Source organism: Streptomyces sp. NPDC015242, from assembly GCF_043079125.1.
In the GTDB taxonomy this organism is placed as follows: domain Bacteria; phylum Actinomycetota; class Actinomycetes; order Streptomycetales; family Streptomycetaceae; genus Streptomyces.
Window position 1 is genome coordinate 302,341 of sequence record NZ_JBIBUF010000002.1, and the last position, 12,168, is coordinate 314,508.

At 71.8% G+C, this 12,168-nt stretch carries 7 protein-coding genes; 6 read left to right on the plus strand and 1 reads right to left on the minus strand.

Annotated elements, in window-relative coordinates; genetic code table 11:
• Positions 1–140: 140 nt before the first annotated feature.
• Together ACF07N_RS06805 and ACF07N_RS06810 are read left to right on the plus strand one after the other, a co-directional pair.
• On the plus strand, positions 141–1,784 hold the full coding sequence (locus tag ACF07N_RS06805) for a M4 family metallopeptidase (RefSeq protein WP_383325993.1): 1,644 nt from the start codon (positions 141–143) through the stop codon (positions 1,782–1,784).
• A 62-nt stretch (positions 1,785–1,846) separates the two neighbouring features.
• Complete coding sequence (locus tag ACF07N_RS06810) at positions 1,847–2,383, plus strand: DUF1990 family protein (RefSeq protein WP_392109296.1); 537 nt, start codon at positions 1,847–1,849, stop codon at positions 2,381–2,383.
• Between the two features lie 7 nt (positions 2,384–2,390).
• On the opposite strand, the gene ACF07N_RS06815 is transcribed toward ACF07N_RS06810, so the two are convergent.
• A complete protein-coding gene (locus ACF07N_RS06815; protein ID WP_392109299.1) occupies positions 2,391–5,009 on the minus strand; it encodes a glycosyltransferase family 1 protein in 2,619 nt (872 codons plus the stop codon).
• A 276-nt stretch (positions 5,010–5,285) separates the two neighbouring features.
• Here ACF07N_RS06815 and ACF07N_RS06820 point away from each other — a divergent pair, with 276 nt between their 5' ends.
• The 4 genes from ACF07N_RS06820 to ACF07N_RS06835 all read left to right on the plus strand — a co-directional run bounded on the left by ACF07N_RS06820 (position 5,286) and on the right by ACF07N_RS06835 (position 12,158).
• Positions 5,286–6,488: a S8 family peptidase gene (locus tag ACF07N_RS06820; RefSeq protein ID WP_392109302.1), complete on the plus strand. Its 1,203-nt coding sequence runs from the start codon at positions 5,286–5,288 to the stop codon at positions 6,486–6,488.
• 214 nt (positions 6,489–6,702) lie between these two features.
• Positions 6,703–8,826, plus strand: a complete 2,124-nt coding sequence (locus ACF07N_RS06825; RefSeq protein ID WP_392109305.1) for an alpha-1,4-glucan--maltose-1-phosphate maltosyltransferase — start codon at positions 6,703–6,705, stop codon at positions 8,824–8,826.
• The gene (treS, locus tag ACF07N_RS06830; RefSeq protein WP_383325373.1) at positions 8,823–10,523 is read left to right on the plus strand and encodes a maltose alpha-D-glucosyltransferase; all 1,701 of its coding nucleotides are present in this window, start codon (positions 8,823–8,825) and stop codon (positions 10,521–10,523) included. The genes ACF07N_RS06825 and treS overlap by 4 nt, the downstream gene beginning before the upstream one ends.
• Positions 10,524–10,715: 192 nt before the next feature.
• On the plus strand, positions 10,716–12,158 hold the full coding sequence (locus ACF07N_RS06835) for a maltokinase (RefSeq protein ID WP_392109308.1): 1,443 nt from the start codon (positions 10,716–10,718) through the stop codon (positions 12,156–12,158).
• The last annotated feature ends 10 nt before the right edge of the window (positions 12,159–12,168 follow it).

Here is a 12,168-nt window from a genome sequence, read left to right on the forward strand (position 1 = left end):
CACGTGCCCGGGACGTCTCCGAGCCGTCGATTTCCGGCCAACATCACGTGGCCCTCCTGACATGTACGCGTCGCAGGTGCCACTCTTCCCCCACCCGCCGCACAGCACCCAGCAGTTCCCCACACCTAGGAGCTCGTGTGATCAGCCCCCGCTACGCGCGTCACAAGCGCACCACGCTGGCCGTCGCCACCGCGGTCGCCGCCGGCGCCCTGCTCACCACCGGCCTGACCTCCTCCAGCAGCGTCGCCGCCGACGCGCGGAGCAAGCCGGCCCTCGCCGCCGCCCCCGTCCTCCTCAGCGCTCCCGCCCGCGCCGCCCTCATCCAGGAGCAGCAGGCGGACGCCGCCGCGACCGCCGGCGAGATAGGCCTCGGCGCGCAGGAGAAGCTGGTCGTCAAGGACGTCGTGAAGGACGCCGACGGCACCGTCCACACCCGCTACGAGCGCACCTACGCGGGCCTGCCCGTCCTCGGCGGCGACCTCGTCGTGCACGAGTCGAAGTCCGGCGAGCGGCAGGGCGTCACCAGAGCCACGAAGGCCGCGATCAAGGTCGCCTCGCTCAAGCCGGCCGTGCCCGCCGCCAAGGCCGAGAAGCAGGCCGTGACCCTCGCCAAGGCGGCCGGCTCGGAGCAGACCGAGGCGGACTCCGCTCCCCGCAAGGTGATCTGGGCGGCCGGCGGCAAGCCCGTCCTGGCCTACGAGACGGTCGTCGGCGGCCTCCAGGAGGACGGCACGCCCAACGAGCTGCACGTCGTCACCGACGCGGCCACCGGCAAGAAGCTCTACGAGTACCAGGCCGTCGAGACCGGCACCGGCAACACCACGTACAGCGGCACGGTGAACCTCACCACCACCCAGTCCGGCACCTCGTACAACCTCACCGACGGCACCCGCGGCGGGCACAAGACGTACAACCTCAACCGCGGCACCTCCGGCACCGGCACCCTCTTCTCGGGCGCCGACGACATCTGGGGCAACGGCAGCCCCTCCAACCTGGAGACCGCCGCCGCCGACGCGCACTACGGAGCCCAGGTCACCTGGGACTTCTACAAGAGCACCTTCGGCCGCAGCGGCATCCGCAACGACGGCAGGGCCGCCTACTCCCGCGTCCACTACGGCAACAACTACGTCAACGCCTTCTGGTCCGACAGCTGCTTCTGCATGACCTACGGCGACGGCGCGGGCAACGCCAACCCGCTGACCTCGCTCGACGTGGCCGCCCACGAGATGAGCCACGGCCTGACCTCGGCCACGGCCGGCCTCAACTACAGCGGCGAGTCCGGCGGTCTGAACGAGGCGACCAGCGACATCTTCGGCGCGGGCGCGGAGTTCTTTGCGAACAACTCCGCCGACGTCGGTGACTACCTCATCGGCGAGGAGATCGACATCAACGGCGACGGCACGCCGCTGCGCTACATGGACAAGCCCAGCAAGGACGGCTCGTCCAGGGACGCCTGGTCCTCCGGCCTGGGCAGCCTGGACGTGCACTACTCCTCGGGCCCCGCCAACCACTTCTTCTACCTGCTGTCGGAGGGCAGCGGCACGAAGACGATCAACGGCGTGACCTACAACTCCCCCACGTCGAACGGCTCCACGGTCACCGGCATCGGCCGCACCAAGGCGCTGCAGATCTGGTACAAGGCGCTGACCACGTACATGACGTCGACGACCAGGTACGCGGCCGCCCGCACGGCGACCCTGAACGCGGCCTCGGCGCTGTACGGCGCGTCCAGCACCGAGTACAAGGCGGTCGCCGCCGCCTGGTCCGCCGTCAACGTCGGCTGACCGGAGAACGACCACGGGCGGTACCCGGACCGAAGGCGGGTCCGGGTACCGCCCTACTCTTGGTGCCCGTGTCTCATCCGGATCCGAAAGACTTCACCTACGCCGATGTCGGCGCCACCCGCGACCAGGGCTTCTGCCCGCCGGGCTTCCACCCCCTGCACGTCCGCACCCGGCTCGGCGAGGGCGAGGAGGTCTTCCGCCGGGCGTCGGAAGCCGTCCTCACCTGGGAACTGCACCGGTCCCTGGGCGTCGGCCTCGACGCGACCGCCGACCGGGCCGCCCCGGGCGTCGACGTCACCGTCACGCTGGCCGGCATGATCAAGGCCCCCTGCCGTGTCGTCTGGACTGTCGAGGAACCCCGCCGCGCCGGCTGGGCCTACGGCACCCTGCCCGGCCACCCGGAGAGCGGCGAGGAGTCCTTCGTCGTCGACCGCACGGGCGACGGCACGGTGTGGCTGACGGTGAACGCGTTCAGCCGGGCGGCGAAGTGGTACGCGAGGGCGGGCGGCCCGGCGACCAGGGGCTTCCAGCACGCGTACGCCCGCCGGTGCGGCAGCGTCCTGCGCGCCCTCGCCACCCGGGGCGCCGAGACGCCCTGAGCCGGACTCAGCGCATCAGCAGCCCCCCGGCCGCCACCAGCTCCTCGGACGGCCCGGCGACCAGGCCCAGCTCCGCGCTCGAAGCCAGCAGCCGGTGCGCGGGAAGGATCCGCACCGTGTACCCGAAGGGCCCGGTGCGATCCAGCGACAAGGGCCCCTCGTAGACCCACTGCCCGTCCTGCTCGGCGGAGCCCACCGGCTTCAGCGGCACGATCGTCGCGTCCGCGATCCGGTCCTCCTCGTCCACCCGGCCCGAGACGGCCTGCACCTCCACGTCGTCCGGCCCGAGATCGCCCAGGCCGACCCGCACGCGCAGGCCCAGCGTCGTGCCGAGCTCCGCCAGCGCCTCGGACGCCGACGTCTCCACGTGGTCGACCGTGACGCCCGGCCACGCCGCCCGCACGCGTGCCTTCCACTCGGCGAGGTCCCGGGCCGCGTCCGGGTCCATCGACCGGTGCGCGAGCGCCGCCGGGGCGTAGAGCCGCTCGACGTACTCCCGGACCATCCGCCCGGCCAGCACCTTCGGCCCGAGCAGACTGAGCGTGCTGCGGACCATCTCGATCCACCGGTCGGGCAGCCCGCTGCGGCCCCGCTCGTAGAAGCGGGGCGTCACCCGCTGCTCCAGCAGGTCGTACAGCGCCGCGGCCTCTATGTCGTCGCGGTGGTCCGGGTCGGTCCCGGCCCCGTCCGCCGTGGGGATGGCCCAGCCGAAGTCCGGCTGGAACCACTCGTCCCACCAGCCGTCCAGGACGGACAGGTTGAGACAGCCGTTGAGCGCCGCCTTCATGCCGGACGTGCCGCAGGCCTCCAGGGGCCGCAGCGGGTTGTTCAGCCAGATGTCACAGCCGGGGTAGAGCTTCTGCGCCATCCCCATGCCGTAGTCGGGCAGGAACACGATCCGGTGCCGCACCCGCGGGTCGTCCGCGAACCGCACCAGCTCCTGCACCAGCCGCTTGCCGCCGTCGTCCGCGGGGTGCGCCTTGCCCGCGACGACGATCTGGACCGGCCGCTCGGGATGCAGCAGCAGCTCCATGAGCCGGTCGCGGTCGCGCAGCATCAGCGTCAGACGCTTGTACGACGGGACACGCCGGGCGAAGCCGATGGTCAGGACGTCCGGGTCGAGCACGCCGTCGATCCAGCCCAGCTCGGCCGAACCGGCGCCGCGCTGCCGCCAGGAGGCCCGCAGCCGCTTGCGCACCTCCTCGACGAGCTGCTCGCGCAGCACCCGCCGCAGGTCCCAGATGTCCTGGTCGGGGATGTCGGCCACGGAGTCCCAGCGCTCCGAGCCGCCGACCGTCAGGGCGTCCTCGGCGCGCTGCACGCCGATCTGCCGGGCACCGAGCCGGAACACCTCGGGGGCGACCCAGGTCGGGGCGTGCACGCCGTTGGTGACGGAGGTGATCGGCACCTCGTCCGCGTCGAAGCCGGGCCACAGGCCGGAGAACATCTCGCGGCTGACGTTGCCGTGCAGCAGGGAGACGCCGTTGGCGCGCTGGGCCAGGCGCAGGCCCATCACGGCCATGTTGAACAGGTTGGGCTCCCCGCCGGGGTAACTCTCCATGCCGAGCCGCAGGACGCGGTCGACGTCGATGCGGGGCAGCTCGGCGTCGGGACCGAAGTGACGGGCGACCAGTTCGCGGTCGAAGCGGTCGATGCCGGCCGGGACGGGGGTGTGGGTGGTGAAGACCGTGCCCGCCCGCACCGCCTCCAGCGCGGAGTCGAAGTCCAGCCCCTCGGCGCAGAGTTCGGCGATGCGCTCCAGACCGAGGAAGCCGGCGTGCCCCTCGTTGGTGTGGAAGACCTCCGGCGCGGGATGCCCGGTCAGCCGGCAGTACGTGCGCACCGCCCGGACCCCTCCTATGCCCAGCAGCATCTCCTGGAGCAGCCGGTGCTCGCTGCCGCCGCCGTAGAGCCGGTCGGTGACGCCGCGCTCGCCGAGGTCGTTCTCCTCGACGTCGGAGTCCAGCATCAGCAGCGGGACCCGGCCGACCTGCGCCAGCCAGATGCGGGCGTGCAGCTGCCTGCCGCCGGGCAGCGCGAGGGCGACCTGGGCGGGTGTCCCGTCGGGCTCCTCCAGCTGGACGACGGGCAGCTCGTTCGGGTCGAGGACCGGGTAGTGCTCCTGCTGCCAGCCGTCCCGGGACAGGGTCTGGCGGAAGTAGCCGTGCCGGTAGAGCAGGCCGACGCCGATCAGCGGGACACCGAGGTCGCTGGCCGACTTCAGGTGGTCGCCGGCCAGGATGCCCAGGCCGCCGGAGTACTGGGGCAGGGCGGCGGTGATGCCGAACTCGGGGGAGAAGTAGGCGACGGCGGCCGGCAGGTCCTCGGACTGGGCCTGGTACCAGCGGTCGCCGGTCATGTAGTCGTTCAGGTCGCCCGCGACCGCGGCGAGGCGGCGCAGGAAACGGCGGTCCTCGGACAGCTCGGCGAGCCGCGCGGGCGGCACGCCGCCCAGCAGCCGGACCGGGTCACCGCCGGAGGCGGCCCACCGCTCGGGGTCGACGGACTGGAACAGGTCACGGGTCTCCGCGTGCCAGGACCAGCGCAGGTTGCGGGCCAGATCGCTGAGTGGCCGGAGGGGTTCGGGGAGCACGGGTCGGACGGTGAATCGACGGATCGCCTTCACGGGTTCCACCTCGGCGCGTTGCTGGATGACGCAGGGGTTCAACGACGTCTCCTACGACAGTACCGGCGACGGCCGCGTCACCGCCGAAGCTCCGGCACCGCGCCTCCGAACGGCCTGAACAGGCCCGTGTGCGGATATGGCCGATTCCGCCCCCATAGGCGTCCTTGTGGTGGCTTCACACGTCACGAGAGGCTGCCCCTGGCGTACCGGCCCGCGCCGGCCGCACGCGGCCCCGCGCGGCAGCCGTACGCCGAGTCGAGGAGGGGAATGCGGACCATGGCACGGACGCGACAGCGGCGTCTGCGCGGGGCGGGGGGTCTGGCAGCGGCGCTGTGCGCCCTCGCGTTTTCGGCCACCTGCCTGCCCGCGCACGCCGTACCGGAGGGGCGGATAACCGGCGCTGGAACACCCGGCTCCGTGCACGGAAGTTACCTGGTGACACTGAAGGAGGGCACCCGGTCCGGGTCGGCGGCGGGGCAGCGCCTGGCCCGGAGGTACGGGGTGGAGATCAGCCATGTCTACGGCACGGTCCTGAACGGCTACGCGGTCCGGGCCGACGAGAGACGGGCGCGGCGGCTGGCCGCCGACCCCCGGGTCGCCTCGGTGGTGCAGGACACCCGGGTCCGGCTGGAGGACACCCAGCGCAACCCTCCCTCCTGGGGTCTCGACCGGGTCGACCAGCCGGCGCTGCCGCTGGACGGCGGCTACACCTGGCCCGCCGCGGCGGGCGCCGGGGTGACGGTCTACGTGATCGACACCGGCGTGCGCACCACGCACCGGGACTTCGGCGGTCGGGCGGGTCACGGCTGGGACTTCGTCGGCGGGGACGGGGTCGCCTCGGACGCCAACGGGCACGGCACGCACGTCGCCGGCACGGTCGCGGGCGCGGCCCACGGAGTCGCCAAGAAGGCCCGGATCGTCTCCGTGCGGGTGCTGGACGCCGCGGGCGGGGGCACCACGGCCCGGGTGATCGCCGGGATCGAGTGGGTCACCCGGCACGCGAGGAGACCGGCGGTCGCCAACCTCAGCCTGGGCGGGCCGCGCAACGACCGGCTGGACGCCGCCCTGCGCGCCTCCATCGCCTCCGGCGTCACGTACACGGTCGCCGCGGGCAACGACGGCAGGCCGGCCGGACTGTACTCCCCGGCGGGCGTCGACCAGGCGATCACGGTCGGGGCGACCGACCGCAGGGATGCAAAACCGGCCTTCTCCAACCACGGCGCGGCCCTCGATCTGTTCGCGCCGGGCGTCGCCATCACCTCCGCGACCGCCGCGAGCGACACCGCGCGGGCCGCCTACTCGGGTACCTCGATGGCGTCCCCGCATGCCGCGGGTGCGGCGGCGCTTCATCTGTCCGCTCACCCGAAGGCGACTCCGGCCCAGGTCAGCGCGGCTTTGACCGCCGCGGCGGCGACCGGGAAGGTCGCCGGCCGGGGAATCGGTTCACCGAACAAGTTACTGCGGGTGCCGCGGGGGTAGGCGGAAGCAGCGAAGACGCGCAGGACCGGCCTCGTCCGCCGCGGACGAGGCCGGTCTTGTGTGTCGACATACGCGTGAGTAGTTAACAAAGTGCCGGATTGCCCACCCGAATAGGGTGGGAAGGCTCCTCCGGGTACCCCTCTCAGGAGCACCACGCAGGACCCACCTCCCCATACACATCCGCCCACCCACGTTGACGCGGACAGGAGCGGTCATGCCCGCCAAGCACCACTCGCCAGCACCCCCCGACCACCGCACCACCGGGGCGCGCGCACCCGGCGGCGAAGCACGCCCCGCGCGCCCGGCCGACGCCGGTCCACCCGTGCCGCACCCACCCCCCGCGGACGGGACGACCGCCGTCGGGCGCATACCCGTCCTCGACGTCCGCCCGATCGTCCAGCACGGGCGCAGGCCGGCCAAGGCCGTGACGGGAGAGAGCTTCGAGATCTCGGCGACCGTGTTCCGGGAGGGGCACGACGCGGTCGCCGCGAACGTCGTCCTGAGGGACCCCGGAGGCCGCCCCGGCCCGTGGACGCCGATGCGGGAACTCGCGCCCGGGACGGACCGGTGGGGCGCCACGGTCACGGCCGGGGAGCCGGGCCTGTGGACGTTCACGGTGGAGGCGTGGGGCGACCCGATCGGCACCTGGCGCCACCACGCGCAGATCAAGATCCCGGCGGGCATGGACACGGACGTCGTCCTGGAGGAGGGCGCGCGGCTGTACGAGCGGGCGGCCGGCGGCGTGCCCGAGGAGGAGGGCCCGCGGGAGGTGCTCCTGGCCGCCGTCGAGGCGCTGCGCGACGACACGCTGCCTCCGGCCACGCGGCTGGCGGCGGCGCTGACGCCCGAGGTCGACGCCGTCCTGTCCCGGTATCCGCTGCGGGACCCCGTCACGAGCAGCGAGCCGCTGCCGTTGCTGGTGGAGCGGGAGCGGGCGCTGTACGGGTCGTGGTACGAGTTCTTCCCGCGGTCGGAGGGCACCCCGGAGCAACCGCACGGGACGTTCCGGACGGCCGCGCGGCGGTTGCCGGCGATCGCGGCGATGGGCTTCGACGTGGTGTACCTGCCGCCGATCCACCCGATCGGCACCACGTTCCGCAAGGGCAAGAACAACACCCTCTCCCCCGGGCCGGACGATGTGGGGGTGCCGTGGGCGATCGGCTCGCCCGAGGGCGGGCACGACGCCGTCCACCCCGATCTGGGCACGCTGGAGGACTTCACCTGGTTCGTTCAGCAGGCCCGCGAGCTGGGCCTGGAGATCGCCCTGGACTTCGCGCTGCAGTGCTCCCCGGACCACCCCTGGGTGCACAAGCACCCCGAGTGGTTCCACCACCGGCCCGACGGCACCATCGCCTACGCGGAGAACCCGCCGAAGAAGTACCAGGACATCTACCCCATCGCCTTCGACGCGGACATGGACGGCCTGGTCGCCGAGACCTGCCGGGTGCTGCGGCACTGGATGGACTGCGGGGTGCGCATCTTCCGGGTGGACAACCCCCACACCAAGCCGGTCGTCTTCTGGGAGCGGGTCATCGCGGACATCAACCGCACCGACCCCGACGTGATCTTCCTGGCCGAGGCGTTCACCCGCCCGGCGATGATGCACACCCTGGCCCAGATCGGCTTCCAGCAGTCCTACACCTACTTCACCTGGCGCAACACCAAGGAAGAGCTCACCGAGTACCTCACGGAGCTGTCGGGCGAGGCCGCGAGCTACATGCGGCCCAACTTCTTCGCCAACACCCCCGACATCCTGCACGCCTACCTCCAGCACGGCGGCCGGCCCGCCTTCGAGGTCCGCGCCGTCCTCGCCGCCACGCTCTCACCGACCTGGGGCGTCTACTCCGGCTACGAACTGTGCGAGAACACCCCGCTGCGCGAAGGCAGCGAGGAGTACCTCGACTCGGAGAAGTACCAGCTCAGGCCCCGCGACTGGGACACCGCCGAACGCGAGGGCCGCACCATCACCCCCCTGCTGACCCGGCTCAACACCATCCGGCGGGAGAACCCGGCCCTGCAGCAGCTGCGCGACCTCCACTTCCACCACGCGGACCAGGAAGCGGTGATCGTCTACTCGAAGCGGAAGGGTTCGAACACGGTTCTGGTGGTCGTGAACCTCGACCCGCACCACACCCAGGAGGCCACGGTCTCGTTGGACATGCCGCAACTCGGCCTGGACTGGCACGAGTCGGTGCCGGTGCGCGACGAGCTCACCGGCGAGACCTACCACTGGGGCAGGGCCAACTATGTGCGCCTCGAACCGGGCCACCGTCCCGCGCACGTCTTCTCGGTTCTGCGACCGTCCAACCCGCAGATCGGAGGGTCACCCACAACATGATCGTCAACGAACCCGTTCAGGACACCTTCGAGGACACCCCCGCGAGGGACCGCGACCCGGAGTGGTTCAAGCGCGCCGTCTTCTACGAGGTGCTCGTCCGTTCCTTCCAGGACAGCAACGGCGACGGCGTCGGTGACCTGAAGGGCCTGACCGCCAAGCTCGACTACCTGCAGTGGCTCGGCGTGGACTGCCTGTGGCTGCCGCCCTTCTTCAAGTCGCCCCTGCGCGACGGCGGCTACGACGTCTCCGACTACACGGCCGTGCTGCCGGAGTTCGGCGACCTCGCGGACTTCGTGGAGTTCGTCGACGCCGCCCACCAGCGCGGCATGCGCGTGATCATCGACTTCGTCATGAACCACACCAGCGACCAGCACCCCTGGTTCCAGGAGTCGCGCAAGGACCCCGACGGGCCCTACGGCGACTACTACGTGTGGGCGGACGACGACAAGCAGTTCCAGGACGCGCGGATCATCTTCGTCGACACCGAGGCCTCCAACTGGACCTACGACCCGGTCCGCAAGCAGTACTACTGGCATCGTTTCTTCTCCCACCAGCCGGACCTCAACTACGAGAACCCGGCCGTGCAGGAGGAGATGATCTCCGCGCTGAAGTTCTGGCTGGACCTGGGCATCGACGGTTTCCGGCTCGACGCGGTGCCGTACCTGTACCAGGAGGAGGGCACCAACTGCGAGAACCTCCCGGCGACGCACGACTTCCTGAAGCGCGTGCGCAAGGAGATCGACGCGCAGTACCCGGACACGGTGCTGCTCGCGGAGGCCAACCAGTGGCCGGAGGACGTCGTCGACTACTTCGGCGACTACGCCGCCGGCGGCGACGAGTGCCACATGGCGTTCCACTTCCCGGTCATGCCGCGCATCTTCATGGCCGTCCGGCGGGAATCCCGCTACCCGGTCTCCGAGATCCTCGCCAAGACCCCGGCGATCCCGTCGAACTGCCAGTGGGGCATCTTCCTGCGCAACCACGACGAGCTCACGCTCGAGATGGTCACCGACGAAGAGCGCGACTACATGTGGGCCGAGTACGCCAAGGACCCCCGCATGCGCGCCAACATCGGCATCCGCAGGCGCCTGGCCCCCCTGCTGGACAACGACCGCAACCAGATCGAGCTGTTCACGGCCCTGCTGCTGTCCCTGCCGGGCTCGCCGATCCTGTACTACGGCGACGAGATCGGCATGGGCGACAACATCTGGCTCGGCGACCGGGACGCGGTACGCACGCCGATGCAGTGGACGCCCGACCGCAACGCGGGCTTCTCCTCGTCCGATCCGGGGCGGCTCTTCCTGCCCACGATCATGGACCCGGTCTACGGCTACCAGGTCACGAACGTCGAGGCGTCGATGGCCTCGCCGTCGTCGCTGCTGCACTGGACCCGCCGCATGATCGAGATCCGCAAGCAGAACCCGGCCTTCGGTCTCGGCTCCTACACCGAGCTGCCGTCGACGAACCCGGCGGTGCTGGCGTTCCTGCGCGAGTACGAGGACGACCTGGTGCTCTGCGTGAACAACTTCTCACGGTTCGCGCAGCCCACGGAGCTGGATCTGAGCGCCTTCGAGGGCAGGCACCCGGTGGAGCTGTTCGGCGGGGTGCGCTTCCCGGCGATCGGCGAGCTGCCGTACCTGCTGACGCTGGCGGGGCACGGGTTCTACTGGTTCCGGCTGCGCAAGGACGCCGTATGAGGCCGGTTCCGGCCTGATCAGGCTCGATGCGCGGACCGAGGCGCAAAGTCCCGCGGCGGGGCGTTTCCTCCGCCCCGCCCGGGGCACGCATCAGTAACACCCCGCCCACCCGCGTGAGCCGGAGGAGCGCCGTCCGGGGCCCTCCGCAGGTGTCCGGAGGCGCACCAGAAATGGGTGAAAGGACGCGACGACATGTCGGAAGCCGTCACACGCACCGTCACCACCCCGCCCGGCCTTCTTGCCTCCCTCGATCCACTGCTGCGGGAATGGCTGCCGCGACAGCGCTGGTTCGCGGGCAAGGGACGGCCGGTCACCGGGTTCACCCTCGTCGAGGCCACCGAGCTGCTGCCGCCCTCGGCCAAGCTCGGTCTGTACCACCTGCTCGTGCGCGCCCACCAGCCCTTCGTGCCGTCCCACGGGGCGCCCGCCCACCCCGGTGACTGCTACCAGCTGCTCATAGGCGTGCGCGAGGCGCTGCCGCCTCGGCTGGCGCCCGCGCTCATCGGACATGTGCCGTCGGGCCCGCTGGCCGGCCGGACGGTGTACGACGCCCTGCACGACACCCGGCCCGCCGAGCTGCTCCTGGAGGCGCTGCGCACCCGGGCCCGTATCGGCTCGCTCCGCTTCGAGCGGGACCCCGGCCAGGACATCCGGTCGGGTCTGGTGCCGCGCGTGGTGACCGCGGAGCAGTCCAACTCGTCGATCGTCTACGGAGATACGTTCATCCTGAAGCTGCTGCGGCGGATCGTGCCCGGGGTCAACCCGGACCTGGAGCTGCCGCTGGCCCTCGCCCGCGAGGGCTGCCCCCGGGTGCCCGCGCCGACGGCCTGGATGGTGGCCGACGTGGACCCCGCCGCGGACCCGGTCGTCTCGACGGGCCCGGCCGACCCGGCCGGCCAGCCGTACGTGCTGGGGGTGCTCCAGCCGTTCGTGCAGGGTGCCTCGGACGGCTGGGAGCTGGCGTTGCGCGAGCTGGCCAAGGGTGAGGACTTCGCCGCGGAGGCGCGGGCGCTGGGCCGGGCCACCGCCGAGGTGCACACCGCGCTGGCCCGTGCCCTGCCGACGGTCACGCTCGGCCATGTGCAGATGCGGCTGATGGTCGACGGCATGATCGAGCGGCTGGACGCGGCCGTGCAGGCGGTGCCCGCGCTGCGGCCGTACGCCGGCGGCCTGCGGTCGGCGTTCACGGCGCTGGGCGACCTGGCCGCCGAGGGCCGCACCTGGACCGCGCAGCGCGTGCACGGCGATCTGCACCTCGGGCAGTGCCTGCGCTCACCGGCCGGCGAGTGGAAACTGATCGACTTCGAGGGTGAGCCGGCCCGGCCGCTGGCCGAGCGGCGCATGCCGCAGCCGACCGCGCGGGACGTCGCCGGGATGCTGCGCTCCTTCGACTACGCGGCGCGCTCGGTCGACCCGCCCCAGCCGGACTGGGCCGAGACCTGCCGCTCCGCGTACTGCTCCGGCTACGCGGACGCCTCCGGCCAGGATCCGCGCACCGACCCGGTGCTGCTGCGTGCCTACGAGACGGACAAGGCGATCTACGAGGTGGTCTACGAGGCCCGGCACCGCCCCGACTGGCTGCCGGTGCCGCTGGCCGCCATAGACCGGCTCGCCGCGTCCGGCCACCTGACCTGACTGACCCACC

Bases quoted from the DNA above. Each gene is read 5' to 3' on its own strand.
- treS (WP_383325373.1), top strand. From the start codon at position 8,823: ATGATCGTCAACGAACCCGTTCAGGACACCTTCGAGGACACCCCCGCG.
- ACF07N_RS06820 (WP_392109302.1), top strand. From the start codon at position 5,286: ATGGCACGGACGCGACAGCGGCGTCTGCGCGGGGCGGGGGGTCTGGCA.
- ACF07N_RS06835 (WP_392109308.1), top strand. From the start codon at position 10,716: ATGTCGGAAGCCGTCACACGCACCGTCACCACCCCGCCCGGCCTTCTT.
- ACF07N_RS06825 (WP_392109305.1), top strand. From the start codon at position 6,703: ATGCCCGCCAAGCACCACTCGCCAGCACCCCCCGACCACCGCACCACC.